The organism is Marinifilum fragile JCM 15579 (assembly GCF_001310955.1).
In the GTDB taxonomy this organism is placed as follows: domain Bacteria; phylum Bacteroidota; class Bacteroidia; order Bacteroidales; family Marinifilaceae; genus Marinifilum; species Marinifilum fragile.
Genome location: NZ_BAZX01000001.1, coordinates 142,370 through 158,908, shown reverse-complemented (window position 1 = coordinate 158,908; position 16,539 = coordinate 142,370). Strand labels below are relative to the sequence as shown.

Annotated in this window: 14 protein-coding genes; 7 read left to right on the top strand and 7 right to left on the bottom strand. The window is 35.2% G+C overall.

The window, feature by feature from the left end:
- Nucleotides 1-19: 19 nt before the first annotated feature.
- The gene (locus JCM15579_RS00780; protein ID WP_054714333.1) at nucleotides 20-1,375 is read right to left on the bottom strand and encodes a Na(+)-translocating NADH-quinone reductase subunit A; all 1,356 of its coding nucleotides are present in this window, start codon (nucleotides 1,373-1,375) and stop codon (nucleotides 20-22) included.
- Nucleotides 1,376-1,581: 206 nt separating this feature from the next.
- Here JCM15579_RS00780 and JCM15579_RS00775 point away from each other — a divergent pair, with 206 nt between their 5' ends.
- Nucleotides 1,582-2,871 (top strand): type IX secretion system plug protein, encoded by a 1,290-nt coding sequence (locus JCM15579_RS00775; RefSeq protein ID WP_054714331.1) that lies wholly within the window; start codon nucleotides 1,582-1,584, stop codon nucleotides 2,869-2,871.
- Nucleotides 2,872-2,936: 65 nt separating this feature from the next.
- Here the strand turns inward: JCM15579_RS00775 and JCM15579_RS00770 are convergent, their stop codons facing one another.
- Nucleotides 2,937-4,319 carry a metallophosphoesterase gene (locus JCM15579_RS00770; protein ID WP_054714327.1) on the bottom strand — a complete coding sequence of 461 codons (1,383 nt, stop codon included), beginning with the start codon at nucleotides 4,317-4,319 and terminating at the stop codon, nucleotides 2,937-2,939.
- A 350-nt stretch (nucleotides 4,320-4,669) separates the two neighbouring features.
- Between JCM15579_RS00770 and JCM15579_RS00765 the strand changes: the two genes are divergently transcribed.
- Nucleotides 4,670-5,026 (top strand): hypothetical protein, encoded by a 357-nt coding sequence (locus JCM15579_RS00765; protein WP_054714324.1) that lies wholly within the window; start codon nucleotides 4,670-4,672, stop codon nucleotides 5,024-5,026.
- Between the two features lie 20 nt (nucleotides 5,027-5,046).
- Nucleotides 5,047-6,024 (top strand): biotin synthase BioB, encoded by a 978-nt coding sequence (gene bioB, locus JCM15579_RS00760; protein ID WP_054714320.1) that lies wholly within the window; start codon nucleotides 5,047-5,049, stop codon nucleotides 6,022-6,024.
- Between the two features lie 152 nt (nucleotides 6,025-6,176).
- Here bioB and JCM15579_RS00755 read toward each other — a convergent pair whose 3' ends face one another.
- The 3 genes from JCM15579_RS00755 to JCM15579_RS00745 are packed head-to-tail and all read right to left on the bottom strand — an operon-like array spanning nucleotide 6,177 to nucleotide 8,669.
- Entirely contained in the window at nucleotides 6,177-6,887 is a 711-nt protein-coding gene (locus JCM15579_RS00755; RefSeq protein WP_054714317.1) for a LytR/AlgR family response regulator transcription factor, read from the bottom strand.
- Nucleotides 6,868-7,941, bottom strand: coding sequence for a sensor histidine kinase (locus JCM15579_RS00750; RefSeq protein WP_054714315.1), 1,074 nt, complete (start codon nucleotides 7,939-7,941; stop codon nucleotides 6,868-6,870). The genes JCM15579_RS00755 and JCM15579_RS00750 overlap by 20 nt, the downstream gene beginning before the upstream one ends.
- Nucleotides 7,938-8,669, bottom strand: a complete 732-nt coding sequence (locus tag JCM15579_RS00745; RefSeq protein WP_054714312.1) for a hypothetical protein — start codon at nucleotides 8,667-8,669, stop codon at nucleotides 7,938-7,940. Before JCM15579_RS00745 ends, JCM15579_RS00750 begins: the two co-directional genes overlap by 4 nt.
- A 230-nt stretch (nucleotides 8,670-8,899) precedes the next feature.
- Here JCM15579_RS00745 and nhaC point away from each other — a divergent pair, with 230 nt between their 5' ends.
- The 3 genes from nhaC (at nucleotide 8,900) to JCM15579_RS00730 (ending at nucleotide 12,764) form a co-directional block, all read left to right on the top strand.
- Nucleotides 8,900-10,339: a Na+/H+ antiporter NhaC gene (gene nhaC / locus JCM15579_RS00740; protein ID WP_054714309.1), complete on the top strand. Its 1,440-nt coding sequence runs from the start codon at nucleotides 8,900-8,902 to the stop codon at nucleotides 10,337-10,339.
- Between the two features lie 252 nt (nucleotides 10,340-10,591).
- A complete protein-coding gene (gene pruA, locus JCM15579_RS00735; RefSeq protein WP_054714306.1) occupies nucleotides 10,592-12,223 on the top strand; it encodes an L-glutamate gamma-semialdehyde dehydrogenase in 1,632 nt (543 codons plus the stop codon).
- A gap of 232 nt (nucleotides 12,224-12,455) precedes the next feature.
- A complete protein-coding gene (locus JCM15579_RS00730; protein ID WP_054714304.1) occupies nucleotides 12,456-12,764 on the top strand; it encodes an FtsB family cell division protein in 309 nt (102 codons plus the stop codon).
- A 497-nt stretch (nucleotides 12,765-13,261) separates the two neighbouring features.
- Here JCM15579_RS00730 and JCM15579_RS00725 read toward each other — a convergent pair whose 3' ends face one another.
- Entirely contained in the window at nucleotides 13,262-14,530 is a 1,269-nt protein-coding gene (locus JCM15579_RS00725; protein ID WP_054714301.1) for a glycosyltransferase family 2 protein, read from the bottom strand.
- A gap of 242 nt (nucleotides 14,531-14,772) precedes the next feature.
- Nucleotides 14,773-15,360: an OmpH/Skp family outer membrane protein gene (locus tag JCM15579_RS00720; RefSeq protein ID WP_054714298.1), complete on the bottom strand. Its 588-nt coding sequence runs from the start codon at nucleotides 15,358-15,360 to the stop codon at nucleotides 14,773-14,775.
- Between the two features lie 259 nt (nucleotides 15,361-15,619).
- On the opposite strand from JCM15579_RS00720, the gene JCM15579_RS00715 reads away from it, so the two are divergent.
- The gene (locus JCM15579_RS00715) at nucleotides 15,620-16,531 is read left to right on the top strand and encodes a proline dehydrogenase family protein (RefSeq protein WP_054714294.1); all 912 of its coding nucleotides are present in this window, start codon (nucleotides 15,620-15,622) and stop codon (nucleotides 16,529-16,531) included.
- The last annotated feature ends 8 nt before the right edge of the window (nucleotides 16,532-16,539 follow it).

Genomic DNA, 16,539 nt, shown 5'->3' with positions numbered 1-16,539 from the left:
TATATTATTATCCGTTTTTTTAGCTCATTTCTTTAATCATCAGATCAATTCCCTGACGTACGATATCCTGAACATCAATTTTTGAAGTACATACAAATTCACACAAAGCGAAATCTTCTGGTGCTACTTCATAAATACCTAACTGTTCCATTTGGTCAATATCTTCAACCAAAATAGATTTAATTAGGTGTACAGGTAATACATCCATAGGAAGAACTTTCTCATATTCTCCGGAAACAACGTAAGCACGGTGCTCTCCATTTAAATTGGCATCCAAACGATATTCCTTGTTTGGTGACAACCAAGAGAAGAAGGATTTTGACATTGAGAATTTATCTAAACCTGGCAATGCCCAGCCTAAAAACTCATGCTTATCTCCTTCAGGTATCACTGTAATTTGAGAATCATACATTCCAATGAAACCATCTTCTGGTATATGATTACCAGTTAATACGTTTCCTGAAATTACACGAATCTTCTCATCATCTTTCAGCTTACCTTTTAAAATATTTCTAACTGAAGCTCCAGTAATGGTTTCAAAATAACAAGGTGTTTTTACTTCAGAACCACAAAGCGCAACTTTACGACTTACATCGTAAATACCTTTTTGGAACAAACGACCAATGAAAACTACCTCTTGCGGACGAACAACCCAAGCAACTTCACCTTTATTAATAGCATCGATGTGGTGAATTTGTACACCAACATTACCCGCTGGATGAACACCTACAAATTTGTTTACAGTAGCATTCTTAACTTCTGAAAACATTTTTGCCTGATTCATGTTTGGATTAATGTTCAAATGAACTTTTCCGTCGGTTAATTTCGCAAGAGCATCAATACCTGCTTGGAATGCTTCTGCGTCTCCCTCTAAAAGGAAATCAACATCGGCAGCCAATGGCGCTGAATCGAAAGCAGAAATGAAGATTGCTTTTGGCGTTTCCTGTGGATTCGCAATCACGTCGTAAGGACGTTGACGCATAAAGGCCCAAAGACCACTCTTAAGCAACTCTTCCTTAACCTCTTCGCGCGAAAGACCATTCGGATCAGCTTTTTTAAACTCTTCGTATTGGATTTCTGCGTCGGCTTGAACAACTACTTCTAAAATTTTTCTTCGTTCTCCACGATTAATAGCAATTACTTTACCGCTAACTGGAGAAGCAAAATTAATTTCAGGCTTGTATTTATCGAAAAATAAAGGACTTCCGGCCTTTATTTCCATATCAACCTTAACTTTTAATTTTGGTGTTAATCCAGGAAAATCGGTAGGTTTAATTGCATATGTCTCAGAACGATCAGCTTTTTCAAGTACTTTTTCAGCCTTTCCTATCAGCTTAATATCTAAGCCTTTTTTGATCTTTTTAACTTCAGACATGTTAAACTATTTGATTTTATTAATTTGCGTCAAAAATAACTAAATAATACTCTATTTCATAATAGAACCAAGTGCGAGCACGTGTTCTAAAACGATTGTGTACATGTTTTGTAATACATGTAAAAAATTCGCACACAAATATATAAAGCAATTTCTTATTTTTTAAGTTTTTGGTTTATTTTTAACCAATATATATACATATTAATATGCGTAAAATTTTCCTTATATCATTCATCTTCAGTTTGATTTCAATTTCAGCAACTTACAATACATTTGGTTCTGACTTTGATCTAGTATATCGTAATGAAATCAAGAAAAGTAGTATTCATACTGTTCAAATATTTCCCAGAGGATGGGAACTTGCCCCTCCGATAATTGAACTGAAAGGAGATAATCAGCTCCTTTTTTCCTTTGACGAAATTAAAGAAAATATTCAAGATTACTCCTATAGAATTATACATTGTGATAAAAATTGGTACAATTCTGAGCTAAGTGAATTTGATTTTTTAGATGGTTTTTCAGAAAATCAGATTACGAATTACGAACATTCATTCAATACCAATGTGGATTATATTCATTATAGCGTAAAGATTCCAAACAATGATATTAGCTTAAAATTATCTGGCAATTACATTATCGAAGTATTCGAAGATTTCGATCCTGAAAAAGTAGTAATACGACAACGCTTTATGGTATTGGATTCGAAAGTAGAAATCAAAGGAATCGTAAAACATCCTGTTTCTATTGAAAAAAGAGAATCTCATCAGGAGGTGGATTTTAGTATTTTTCATCCCAACTTTAAAATCGACAATCCACAACTCGATCTAAATGTTATCCTTACACAAAACAATCGTCTTGATGGAACTGAAAAAAGATTGAAGCCAATTTTCATCCGTAAGAACGAATTAGTTTTTGATTACGAAGATGAAAATATATTCCCCGGAGGTAACGAATTCCGCAATTTCGACTTAAAAAGTATGAGATATCAAACCAGATTTATTCGAGAAATTACAAGTGAAAATGATACTACTTCGGTATTGCTATCGCCAGGAGACAACCGTCATTTTAAGCAATACATTTTCGAACAAGATATCAATGGCAATTATCTTGTAGAGGTACAAGAACGTGATATTCCGGAAACCCAGGCTGATTATGCGTACATCACTTTTACATTGCCTATGGATAATGAATTAAAGCATGGCGATTTCTATGTACATGGCAATTTTAACAATTGGCAATGCAACGAGCGAAATAAAATGCACTATGATTTTGACAAGGGAGCTTACACTTCAAAAATATTCATGAAACAAGGTTATTACAATTATCAATTTGCATTGGTCGATCACAATAGCAAAATTCCTGATACCGGATATATCGAAGGAAATCATTGGGAAACCGAAAACGACTATGTAATTTATGTCTATTATCATGACATTGCATTGAATTACGATATGCTAATTGGATATAAGACAATTAACTCCACCGAAAATTTTTAATAAAAAAGAGTGATAGGTTTCGCCTATCACTCTTTCTCATACTTTGTATGTTACATCAAATTCAATTAATTGTTATTGCCTGTTATAACAATTTCCCCATTCTTAATCAAAAGTGCCTGCAATGGAAGGTCTCCATCTCTCATTGGTATGTTTACATCAATAATTTTTCCACTAAAGAATTCTGATATCTGATCTACCTCCGTATGCCCAACAACAATGGTCTTAACATTCAGGGTTTTTAAAATACGATCAACACCTTCCTTATCAATCTTATCATATTTTTTTCTCTCCATAAAATAACCTCTATACCAAAACGGACCGGTTGATGAAAATACCTCATTACATGCTTCAATATTATTAGCATTCATACCACCCATTAAATATTGACGAGTTGTATTATTTACAGCCTCAACATTGTGACCTTTCTCCAATATATCTTCCGATATTCCTCCATGAACAAACAGGAAATCGTTAATTTGAATAATGGAGTTTCTGGTTCTCAACCATTCACCTAATACCGAATTTGAATGGAACAACGAAGCATACTCTAATCCTAATGGCTTACACAAACTCTTATACTTATCATTGATGTAACGGTTATCATTATTCAAAATCATTAATTCATGATTTCCAAAAACAAAATGCAAATTTCCTCCTGCTTTTTTAGCTTCTTGCTCCAGTCGGTAAATGAACCACAGAATCTCAGTTACTTTATCCCCTCTATCAAATACATCCCCAACATAAACAAGATGTCCTTTACCAAAATTCCACTTATTTTCTGCATCAATTACATTGTGTTCTCGAAGTGTATTAATCATTCGATCATATTCTCCATGCACATCACCTAATACGAGAATAGGTTCAGAAGTATTGGTTTTCCATGCGGGAATTTCAGATTTACTTATTGGATAAACCTCTTCTCTTCCAATCCAACTCTTAAAATTTGAACATGTGTCCACAAGATATTTACCATCGAGAAAAACAGTGCTTTTTGTAGGATTATTTTTTAGATAATATACATATCTACCTTCAGGTCTATAATCTACGAAAGGTCCATCAAATATTTCGTTCTCTTCCTTACAGTATGCCGATGCCCCTTTTTCAAGTAAAATTCGAACAAGTTCATTATCATTTGTTTTCCTTGCATAATCGAAGGGTGTAAAACCAAAATTATCAATAAGGTTAATTTCTGCTCCTTTTTCAATTAAGGAATAAGCAACTTGTCTCATTGCACGTCTGGCAGCCCAATGTAAGGGAGTTAAACCCAATGAATCTGTCACATTAACAGAACCTCCTTTTTCAATTAAACTGTAAGCTAAAGCTCTATCTCTGTTTTCAATTGCTTTAATCAGCAATCCTTGACTATCAATTTCATCTTTATTGGAAGTTTGAAAATCACATGCTGCCAAACAAACAGTAATCAATAGTAATAAACTCAGGTATCTCATATTAAAATTTTAAATCTGATGCACATCCATTACCCTCAAATCAATACTCTTTTTTGAAAAGGATATTTTGGCATCATAAAGTGTAGATTAAGAAGGCTAAAATTAGGTGAATTAATTAAAGATACAATAAGGCATTTCCCTAATTAACATTATCATGATATGACACTTATACCTAATTGGAGTGAAATAATTTAATTCAACAAAAAATCTAATCCAGAGACAAATAAGCTTCTAACAGGATCACAACCATATGTTGTAGAAACATTTCTAAAAAGAAAAAAAACAATACTTTTGACTCCGAAATATCAAGATTCATTATCTTGTAATCTTTCAAATTAATTCAAACAATTATGACGTCTGTACAAAAAATCGGTAAGCAAAAATCGGATTTGCAGGTATTCAGACGATGGAGCAGAAAATCATATGCTGCATTTGCAAGCATGAATCAGGAAATTAAAATTTCCAACATGAATGCAAGTTACAACCTATTGGTTCCATCGAAAGAATCCGGCTTTTCGGGATTTTGTTTTTTACCAGAAAGCGGACGGGATAAAAATGAGGAAGATGATCCGGATCTTATAGCATCCGAAATCATCGAAATGCTGGTGATACAAAACGAAAGTAGAAAAATCACCAATGGGAAAGAGTCCGGCATAGTGTCGAATAAGATTCTTTCTGCTCAAGTTTATCCTATCCTAAAAATTTAATTGACTAGAAAAATCTTATTATGACTGACATTAGAAACAACTGGACACACGAAGAAGTTAAAGAAATTTACGACCTACCATTGCTTGATTTGGTACATCGTGCATCAAACATCCACAGAAAATATCACGATGCATCGAAAATGAACATGAATACCTTGATTTCGGTTCGTACCGGAGCCTGTTCACAAGATTGCAAATACTGTGCACAATCAGCAAGATACAATACTCATGTAAAGCCAGAGAAATTAAGCTTAGAGCAAGTTTTAGAGGAAGCGAAATTCGCCAAAGAAAATGGTGTAAAACGTGTGTGCCTTAGCTCGGCTGGTCGTGATGGAAACCGTGATGATCGTTTCAATGAAATTGCTGAAATGATTACCGAAGTGAAAAAAATGGGTTTAGAGGTTTGTTGTACCATGGGTATGATCAACAAAGAGAAAGCTCAAAAATTGGCTGAACTTGGTATTACTGCCGTAAATCACAATATTGATACTTCGGAGCGTCATTATCCAAACATCACCACAACCAGAACCTATGCTGAAAGACTGGAAACTCTTGCTAACCTACAGGAAGCAGGAATTCAATACTGTTCTGGTGGAATTCTTGGAATGGGCGAAAACGACGAAGATCGAATTGAAATGCTTCGCACTTTGGCAAACCAGGAAAAACATCCGTATAATGTTCCTTTGAACTCTCTGGTGCCAGTAAAAGGAACACCTTTCTATGGTAAAGAAACCATAGGAATTTTCGAAATGGTTCGTGCCATTGCAACGGCTCGCATTTTAATGCCTAAAACTGTGGTTGCTTTTGCAGCGGGTAGAACTCACTACAGCCAGGAAGGTCAGGCACTTTGTTTTCTTGCCGGAGCCAACTCAATTTTCTTTGGAGACAAATTGCTTACAGTGGATAACATGACCATTAACGAAGATGAACACTTGTTGGGACAGTTGGGATTGACTCCTACTAAATATCATGAGTTGACAACTTTGGAAGAAAAGTAATTTTTGATTGAAGTAACATGAAAAGCATTGTGTGAATGCGAAGCATGTAAAAACCAAAATATAAAATAAGCTCGCACTAAGGCATTGAACCTTTTGCGAGCTTTTTATTATTTTGAATTGATTTCCACCCAATAAGATAAAGATGCAACAAGTTATTCCTGTAATAATTGCATCAATTGTTCGCGATAGGAACTTGCAATGGGCACCATTTTCTTGGCAATACAAACCTGGTTTCCTTCGAGAAAATCAATTTTTCCCAAGTTGATGATAAATGAGCGATGGATGCGTAAAAATTCCTTTGATGGCAATTTGGTTTGGAAGTTTTTTAACGTATCATGAATCACCAGACAATCATCTTCCCTATGGAGCTTTAAATAATCACCTTCCGATTCTATAAAGCTTAATTCCGAAGACTTAATCAAGTAAGTTTTCTTATTCGACTTTACCAGTATGGTTTCTTCCTGATTTTCTAACTTCTCACCTACCTTATCCTGTAAAGACAAGAATTTATTCACCGATCTTAAAAATCTTTCGAAAGAGAATGGCTTTAAAAGATAATCCAAAGCATTCAAATCAAAACCTTCAACGGCATACTCGGGATATGCTGTGGTAAATATCACTTTGGGCGATTGATCGAGACTTTTCAACCATTCAATTCCGTTCATTTTGGGCATGTTAATATCCAAAAACAATAAATCGATTGGTTCTTTTAATAAAATTTGGTTTGCCTCCAAAGCGTCATTGCATATGGCTTTTAGCCTTAATTGCGGACAATCCTGAAGGTAAGATTCCAATATCTCTTGCGATAATGGCTCATCCTCAACAATAATGCAGTCGTATATTTTATCGGCGATTCTGTTCATGGTTTAGGTCGATTTTAAGGGCTACAGCAAATTCATCTTCTTGTTTCGATAAATTTAACTCATGTTTGTTTGGATATTGTGAATCCAATCTGCTTTTTACGTTTTCAATTCCAAATCCTCCTATTGGGTCAATTTCCCTGGAAGTATGTTTTGGGATAGAGTTTCGTAAATACATTTCCAAGTGGTTGTCTTCAATTTTAATCCTAAGATCAATTACATCTCGTTCCAACTGATTTAAACCTCCATGTTTAAAACTATTTTCTATAAACGGAATCATTAAAAATGGAGCAATCTTCTGAGAATTAAACTCTCCTTCGATGATGTACTGAATTCGGGTTTTGTTTTTGAATCTTAACTTCTGCAACTCCAGATAATTGGTGATATAGTTAATTTCTTTCTCCAATTCCACATACTCATCGTTGCTTTCGTAAATCATGTAACGCATTAAATCCGATAGCTGAAGAATGTATTTTGGTGTTTCATCCGATTTCTTTCTGGCCAAGGCATACAAAGAGTTCAAGTTATTGAATAAGAAATGGGGATGAATATTGGTTTTCAAGGCCAACAATTCGGTTTCCGATTGCTTTTGCTTCAACTCTACCAACTTCTTCTCTGCCTCAATTACTCTAAACCACGATTTCGAAAGTTTCAACAATGTGCTCAATCCAAGGTAAACGATGCTGAATTTTAATAGCTCATTTATCTCATATGAGGAAATGAAAAAATAATCGGGCGCCATCCAATCACTTAAATGTTCGAAGGTGAACTCATTTAAATAAGCAACCGCAAGCCATAAGCCAACAAATCCAATGGCATGCAACACATATTTTTCCTTCTTTAGTGCATATGGAATTAGCACTAATACATTTGCATAAACTCCAAATACCAATGAGATATGAAAAAGAGCTGTATAAACCACATCAATCTTCGATATCTCTTCCTGCAAAGCAAAGAAATGTACTAGAGTATAGAATGAAAGCATCCAAAACAGAATATGATGCACCAACCTGTTCTGGATTATATAAAGTACTCTATTTTTAATTCGATCTATCATTTTATTCTTTTCAAAATCAAAGCCTCATCTGGATCGTTAAACATCTTCGAATCTGCAAATTTTATCAGGAATTTTTGAATATCCTCTGTTTTAGCTGTAATAATCACTCCATTATCACGTTCAACGTATTCTATGCGAACACGCTTATTTTCTATCAAATCCTCAAAATCGTCGTTTTCAATTGTATTCACAACCAATTCATCATCTTTTATATCAATCTTAAAAAAACCATGAGTTGTTACTAACATCCCTGCAATAAAACTTCCCGAAATTTTTTCCTCTACATGCTTATCGTTAGGGATTAAATCCATAAAATAATGTCCCCCAAGATTGGATAACCTACCATCGAATACACTGGTGTCCTTTTCTGTAATCATGGTAATCTCGTAGTGCGTCTTCATTTCTGGGAACTCAACTTTTACATCTAACTTTTTCTCGATTGCCTTAATTCTCTTTCGTATTTCAGCATGATCGATCTCATCAGATCCAAAACTACTTCTCATGTCTATTTTTATATTCGCCTTATAATCGGAAGAATCAACAATGGTTTTAATAATGTATTGGTCTTTTTCATTACCCTGCCAAACACCATTTAGCTCATCCAAATGAATTCTGTCTGTATTTGTATACAAAGGATTCAATGAACTCACCACACAAGATTGTGTAGCCACAAGAAGAATGATAAAAAATCCAATAAATTTTATTCTTTTAATCTGTTCTGTTTTCATGATTATTGTTTTAGTGAAACATTTGTCCTATTGATCATGATCTACAATCAAAATAAAGGAATCAATGCTTCAATCTAAAATTCTTTCGATGTTTGCCATGCTTATTTCGATAGATAACAAAACAATATCGATTTCAGATTATAAATTTAACAAGTGCTATGGTTTATATTCCATTTCACAACGATTTTTTGTAAGTTCATAGGCTCTAAATCTAACCCAAAAACCAACTCATGACCCAAACCAACAAATCTCTTTCGCTTGGGGAAGCTTTAATTCCCATACTATTGTTGATCGTTTTACTTAGTATTAATGCCATTGTTTTTGGAGATGTAGCCATCGAAGGGGCTAACCAATTTTCTTTATTAGTAGCAGCTGCCATAGGAGGAATTATTGCTTTACGCCAAGGTAAAGGCTGGGACGATTTGCAGAAAGGGTTTGTCAAGAGCATCGGGACTGCATTGCCATCCATGTTGATATTATTACTGATTGGATCCTTAGCTGGAACATGGATGATTTCTGGCGTTGTTCCCGCCATGATTTATTATGGCTTGGAGTTCCTGAATCCCAAACTATTCTTAATGCTATCGGTTGTGATATGTGCAATTGTTTCTGTAGTATCAGGCAGTTCATGGTCAACCGTTGCCACCATTGGAGTTGCACTATTGGGAATTGGAAATGCGATGGAAATTAACCCGGCTTTGGTTGCGGGGGCAATTATTTCCGGTGCATACTTTGGCGATAAGGTTTCTCCCCTATCCGATACAACCAATCTGGCTCCAGCCATGGCCAATGTCGATTTATTTGTACATATCCGTTACATGATGTACACAACTATTCCTTCAATATTAATTACCTTGATAATATTCCTAATAATAGGATTCACAAAACACGGAGAAATCGATCCGGAGAGTATTCGACAAGTACAAGCTGCCATAAAAGATAACTTTACCATTACACCTTGGTTGTTTTTGGTACCTATATTATTATTTGTAATCATCAGCAAAAAGGTTCCTGCATTGCCAGCCATATTTGCCGGAACATTAATAGGAGGCGTATTTGCCATTATCTTTCAACCTCAAATTATCTACCAATTATCTGACAGTTCATCTTTCATTCAAGCCAGCTACGATGTGGTAATGAAATCCATTTTTACTGAGGTAAGTGTTCCTGTTGAAAATGAAAACATACAAGATTTGTTATCAACTGGTGGCATGAAAGGAATGTTGAATACAATTTGGCTGATATTAACGGCTATGGTATTTAGCGGTATTCTGGAAACAGCAGGAATACTAAAAAAAATAACAGAAAACATGCTTAAGGCTGTTCACTCTACAGGATCTCTGGTAACTACAACAGCCATTAGTTGTGCGTTCTTAAATTTAACTGCATCCGATCAGTACATATCTATAGTGGTTACAGGAAGAATGTTTGCAAAATCATATCAAGATCAGGATTTGAAACCCGAAGTATTGAGTAGAACATTGGAAGACTCTGGAACGGTAACATCTGTATTGGTCCCATGGAATACCTGTGGAGCAGCTCAAGCTGGCGCTTTGGGAGTAGCCACAGTAGCTTTCGCTCCTTTCTGTTTTTTTAATATTCTAAGTCCGTTTGTTACCATTGCGATGGCCTATCTTAATATAAAGATTAGAAGAATATCTAAAAATTAAATAATCTTAAGCCATCTGTAAAACTTATAGACTGTTGGAAGATTATATGCTTAGCCTGTTAAATTGTTAGGCTTTTTATATCATAAATTGAAAATTAATATCAAAAGCCTAATTCTTGTGAACTTCTTAAGCTGAGTGATTTTCATAGAAATTTTAAAGCATGATAATACTCATAAATAAGGAAATGTTTTTTTTTTAGATTTGTTCAGAGACTTATAAATGAAGAACATTAACCCTTAAATAATTATTGCCATGCCAAAAGGTATATACAACGTTCCGGTTGCTACTAATGAGCCAATTTTCTCATATGCACCAGGAACCCCTGAGAGAGCTGAATTGCAAGCTACACTTAAAAAAATGCGTTCTGAAGTAATTGATGTACCAATGTATATCGGTAACGAAGAAGTGAGAACAGGCAACTTGTTTGCAATGACTCCTCCTCACGATCACAAACATTTGTTAGGACACTACCACCAAGGCGGAAAAGAGCATGTACAAATGGCTATTGATGCTGCATTGGCTGCTAAACCAGCTTGGGAAAACCTTAGTTGGGAGCATCGTGCATCTATCTTCCTAAAAGCTGCTGAATTAATTTCTGGTCCTTACCGTATGAAATTAAACGCTGCTACTATGTTGGGACAATCGAAAAATGCTTTCCAGGCTGAGATCGACTCTGCTTGTGAGATTGCTGACTTCTTGCGTTTCAATGTTCAGTATATGACTGAAATTTACAAGCAACAGCCAATGTCATCTAAAGGTATATGGAACCGTGTTGAGCAACGTCCATTAGAAGGATTTATTTTTGCATTAACTCCATTTAACTTTACTGCAATTGCTGGTAACCTTCCAACTGCTCCTGCAATGATGGGTAATACTGTAGTTTGGAAACCATCTAAAACTGCTGTTTATTCAGCTAAAGTTTTAATGGAAATATTCAAAAAAGCTGGTGTACCAGATGGCGTTATCAACTTGGTATACGTTTCTGGTCCTGCTGCTGCTGACGTAATTTTCAACTCTCCTGATTTTGCTGGTATCCACTTTACAGGATCAACTGGCGTATTCCAGGACATTTGGAAAACTATTGGTAACAATATCCACAAATACAAAACTTACCCACGAATCGTAGGTGAAACTGGTGGCAAAGACTATATCTTCATGCACCCAACTGCTGATGTAGAAGAAGTTGCAACTGCAATTACTCGTGGTGCTTTCGAATATCAAGGACAGAAGTGTTCTGCTGCTTCTCGCGCTTATATTCCTGCAAGCAAGTGGGATGCTGTATTGAAATTGGTTCAGGAAGATCTTGCTAAGATCAAGACTGGCGGAACTGAAGATTTCACAAACTTCCACAATGCGGTTATCGATGAATCTTCATTCGATAAATTAGCTCAAGCTATCGACGATGCTAAAGCTTCTCCTGATGCTGAAATTGTTGCTGGTGGTGAGTACGACAAGTCGGTAGGTTACTTTATCAAGCCAACTGTTATCCAGGCTAAGAAAGCTGATTACGCTACAATGGAAGAAGAGTTGTTCGGTCCTGTTATCACAATCTTTGTTTACGAAGATGATAAGGTAGACGAAACTTTAGATATTCTTGATCAGACTTCTATTTATGCATTAACTGGTGCTATTTTCGCTGGTTGCCGTTACGCAATCGAAAAACTGGTTAAGCGTTTAACTCACACTGCTGGTAACTTCTATATCAACGATAAGCCAACTGGAGCTGTTGTTGGTCAGCAACCATTCGGTGGTGGTAGAGGATCTGGTACAAATGATAAGGCTGGTTCTATGATTAACCTATTGCGTTGGGTTTCTCCAAGAACCATCAAGGAATCATTTGTTCCTCCTGTAGATTATATGTATCCTAACTTCTTGGAAGACTAGGAATAAAAATATTGGATAGTTAGGCCGGACTTGTTCCGGCCTCCAATGACATGATTTATTTTGGATGAAAACGATCGGAGTTTCTTCGGTCGTTTTTTTATTGGAATTGCTCACTATTGCTATTGTCTGTAAAGACGTAGCATTGCTACCTCTCTATTGATACACAAACTTTCTACTTTTACGCCTTTCTACTTTTATTCTTTATTTGTAATTTAGCCGGAAAGACAGACCTATGATTCTTAAACTCGCTAAAAAATACATTCCTCAGATTATCAGAAGTAAATATGTAATTACTTTCCTGATTTTTTATGTATGGGTATTCTTTGGCGATCAACATTCCATTTGGGAACGAAAAGAAAATGAGTCTAAAATTGAAGCTCTCGAAAAAGAAAAAGCTTACTTTCTTGATAAAATAGAAAAAGATAAAAAAAGAATTCACGAGCTAAAAACCAACAAGGAAAACCTTGAAAAGTTTGCCCGTGAGCAATACCTCATGAAAAAGGAAAATGAGGATATCTTTATTTTTATTAAAGAAGATTAATACTTCTCAATACCATATTCCCTTTTCTAAACAATTCAATTCTACCTTCGAAAACCTATACCAAAGTTTCTTTTCAAAAACTTACTATAGGTATTTTCCAATTTTGACTATAGTAAGTTTCCAAAAGATACTAGAGTAAGTTTCCGACATTTAGTATACTAAGTTTTTGATTTCAACCTTAACTCTTTATTTCAACAAGCTATTTTTCTACTAATTAAAACGCATGAACATTCATGATTAAGAGAAAAATGAAAGTTCGGTGCTCTGCACCTATAAAAACATCTAAATTAATTGACTATAAATCTTACGCAGCGCTGCTGCTTTTCTCAATATTACAAACTAAATTACTATGGTACGGAGTACCTATATATTTGTAGACAATTTGAAAATGAAATACGAAAGGTTCAGCGTACCGTCATTTAATCAAATTAGACTTGTAGAATCAAAAAAAGAGAGCCGTAAAACTCTCTTCTTTGTATTATTTCATTGTACTTGTACTAATTCTCTTTCTCGTAGGTTCTGAAGATATCCAACAACTCTTTGGCTGAATATATGCCTTTGGTGCTAATTCCCAAGTCGGTTAACAACTGCTTGGCACAAACTACAATGCTTTCCTCATCGATAAATTGCTCGTGTACATTATTCAGGTACTTCAATACCTTAAAAGCATTAAAGGCTCCAAAGAATTTCTTTCTGAAGGTATCAATTGAGGCACAGTTTTGATTGATTTCATCCAGAGCTTCAAAGAAATTATCCTCTTTTAAATAGCTGCGCACCGAACCTGGCAATTTCACCAACAAATCATTCAAATAGGTATCGTAATCCACCCCGAAGAAATCATCCACCTTATCGAAGAAGGCTTTAAGTTCTTTAAAAGCAGAGTAATTATAGGTTTGATAATCTATTATTCCCTCATCAACAAAAGTAGAAACAGCTTTTCCGGTACCAAATGGAACACGGTCCGACACCCTAGGTGATGGGATTACACGTGTGGTTTTGATCTCGTAAAACTTACCTAGCGGGATTATTTTCTGCAAGAAATAAAAATCCTCACCTGCCTGACGACGATTCATTCCTCCCTGCTTAATGTAAGCACTTGCCGAAACTGCAAAACTAGAACCAACCGTATGGTATGCATGTGGATGTCCCGCATAACGCATGGCAAGCATGTAATATCTCAAGTATAACTCGTACTGCGCAATGGCATCATAAATTTGCTGATCGAATTCCTCCCCTTCCAATGGATGCTCATAGAAGATATTTGCACCGTTGGCTTTAGGATACTTTTTAAAGAGCTTCTCAATTTCTACCAAATAGTTTGCATCACAAGTTGAATCAGCATCAAAACCGGTAATGATTCCATTTGCTTTGTCGATTTGATTGAAACGAGCTACTGCCTCATCCATGGCAATTTTCCTTGCAAAACCTACTCCTGCAAACTTTCTTTTCAAATTAGGCTGATGAATTAAATAGAACTTCAGTTTCTCATCCTGATGCGCTTCCATCCAGGCAGTAGCATCAGCAATGGTTTTTGCATTCTGATCCAATGCTTCCTGCTCGGTTTGTTCTCCTGAATTTACAATTACAATTACTTCAACTACTCCATTGGGTCTGTCGCAATTCCACAATGCTTCCAAACTTGGAATCAAATCCGGCTCATTGTAACAAGGAATTGTTACAATCATATTCAAATTCTCATCAACCGGTGTTGTAATGTACTCTGGGTACATTCTTTGTTTTTTCAGGTATTTATCAGCAAAAGCCATATTTCTATTTTAGATACGAAGGGCAAATATAAAAAACTTCATGATTAAGGGGAAATCACCGAAAGGAATGAGAAGACTAAATAAAGAATGAATGGGTAAATGAGGAGTGAGTTAATGAGATTAAAATCCCTTACTTAATCAGTGACTTTTTAACTATTCCACTTTTTAACTTTTCCAGACAATAAAAGAAAGGGCAGATAGCTCATCAGCATCTGCCCTTTCTACTTTTTTAAAATCTTTAATTATTTTGCTTCAGGAGTATATCTTGCATTTAAGCCATTGATAATTTCCTGAGTAATGTCTAAACCGTCTTGTGATAACAATACATTTCCACCTTTGGTAGTGCTTAAAATTAAGCTGTAGTTACGAGTTGCATTGTACTCTTTCAAATAGTTGGTAACGCTATCGAAAAGGCGTTTGCTATTTGCTTGTTGTTCGCCCATTAACTCTGCACTTAACTGACGATCCAATTGCTGTAAGTTTTGTTGCTTGGCGATTAATTTTTGCTGAGCTTCTTCTGCTCTTTGACGAGTTAAAAAGCCATTGTTTTGAAGTTTACGCTGGAATTCAACTGCTTCTTTCTCTAATTTCTGAGCTTTAAAGTTAAAATCAGTACGTGAATCTTCTTGTTTCTTCAAAAACTTCTCATTCAAATCACGTGAAAAGTTATAGTTGCTCAATAATGAATCCGTGTTAATGTATACAACAGCACCTTCTCCAGCAACAGTTTTCACATCTTTCGATTCTCCTTTGCCTGAGAACTGAACAAAGTAAAGAATTGCAACAGCAACAACTAACACAGCATTTAATGCAACAGATAAATTTTTCATAGGTATTTAGTATTTAATTTTTCAAGTTTTTTCGGATACCATTTCGGTATTCCCATTTTTTGATTTTGCCTAACAAATATAACTTTTATAAGTAGACTAAAAAATTCCTGGCATTCAATTTTAAAATCCTCTGTACATTAATTATCATCAAATATCCAAACATTTTGATATGCTGATAAACATCATTCTTTTTCTACTTTATACTCTATACATTGTGGACTACAATTATCAAAACGTATATCACTAAAAAATTAACTCAATGTTCAATAAACTAATAGCGGCAACCCTACCCTATATGCCAAAAAAATTGGTTTGGATATTCTCTAAAAGATACATTGCAGGAGAAACCATTGAAGATGCAGTAAGAGAATCGAAGAAATTAAATGATCAGGGAATTAAAGTAACCGTTGACTTATTAGGAGAATTCATTAAAAACCTTGATGAAGCTAATGAAAACAAAGAAGCTTATTTGGAAATTATAGAAACCTTTGAAGCCAACAAAATTGATGGTAACTATTCGGTGAAACCAACCTTCTTTGGCCTGTTACTTGACGAGGAAGTTTGTTACCAAAACATCCGTACTGTTGTAGCAAAAGCTGCTGAATACAATAATTTTGTAAGAATCGACATGGAAGATTCTCCATGTGTTGATAAGGAAATTAACATGTTCAGAAGATTAAAGGCTGAATTCCCTCAAAACGTTGGACTTGTTGTTCAGGCTTACCTTAAGAGAACTCTTGACGATTTGACCAACATGATGGACATGCAAAACGGTGTTTCAAAATTGAACTACCGCTTGTGTAAGGGAATTTATGTGGAGCCTGAAGAAATTGCTTACAAAAAGTACGAAGAAATCAACCAGCATTTCCTTGAGAATTTGGATTTCATGCTTAAAAATGATGTTTATCCTGGAATTGCAACTCACGATAAACCTTTGGTTGATGGTGCATACAAGCTGATTGAAAAGTATAATGTTCCAAAGGATAAGTATGAGTTCCAAATGCTTTATGGTGTAACACCTGAGCTAAGAAAGTCAATTGTTGAAAATGGTCATAACATGAGAGTTTACGTTCCATTTGGAAAAGATTGGTTCGGATACTCCACCCGAAGATTAAAAGAAAACCCAAAAATGGCTTCTTTAATTATAAAGGCATTATTTAGTAGAGGTTAATAAGCCAA